Below are 787 nucleotides of genomic sequence, written 5' to 3'. Positions count from 1 at the left end.
CAACGCGGCATCGGGCATCAGCCTTACGCTTACCTCGCCGGTATCCGGCGTGCAGGCCACCGGCACGGTGGCGGCTGGCGGCATCATCGGCGGGCTGGACGCGGAGGACGACGACAGCCTGCGCGCGCGCGTGCTGCGGCGCATCCAGGAGCCGCCGCAGGGCGGCAAGGCTGCGGACTACGTGACATGGGCACTCGAGGTGCCCGGCGTAACGCGGGCCTTTGTCTACCCGCTGCACATGGGCGGCGGCACCGTGGGCGTGGCCGTGGTCAACGACGACGCGGTGGACGGCCCCATACCGGAGGCGGAACTGGTGGCCGACGTGCAGGCCTATCTGGATACCATGCGCCCGGTGACGGCAGAGGTGTTCGCCTTTGCGCCCACCCCGCTGGTGGTCAACGTGGACCTGCGCGTGACGCCCAACACGGAGGCCGTGCGTGCCGCTGCCACGGCGGAGCTGCGCGACCTGTTCGCGCGCGAGAGCGAGCCGGGCGCCACCATCTACCTTTCGCACATCACCGAGGCAATATCGCTGGCACCCGGGGAGCAGGACCACGTGGTGCTTGCCCCGGCGGCAGACGTGGTGCCCGCCGCGCACGAAATGCCGGTGCTTGGCACCATCACCTACGAATAGGGGCGCACATGGAACCGTACGGCCCGGACGATTACGCGGCGCAGGCCGCGCAGCTGCTGCCCCAGGGCGCGGCCTGGACGCGCGAGCCGGGCAGCGTGCTGGACAGCCTGCTGGATGCCATGGCGCAGGAGCCTGCCCGGCTGGACGCCAACG

The 787-nt window shown here is 71.3% G+C and carries 1 protein-coding gene; it reads left to right on the top strand.

The genetic code is table 11. The annotated features are described in order from the left end of the window. Positions 1 to 634: baseplate J/gp47 family protein (locus FVW20_RS17310; RefSeq protein WP_196610560.1), on the top strand; the 634-nt coding region annotated here is incomplete at its 5' end. Positions 635 to 787 lie beyond the last annotated feature (153 nt).

Origin of the sequence: Nitratidesulfovibrio oxamicus (assembly GCF_015731765.1) — a bacterium.
GTDB lineage: Bacteria > Desulfobacterota > Desulfovibrionia > Desulfovibrionales > Desulfovibrionaceae > Cupidesulfovibrio > Cupidesulfovibrio oxamicus.
The sequence above is the reverse complement of the archived record's forward strand: the minus strand, read 5'-3'. Positions and strand labels throughout refer to the sequence as shown.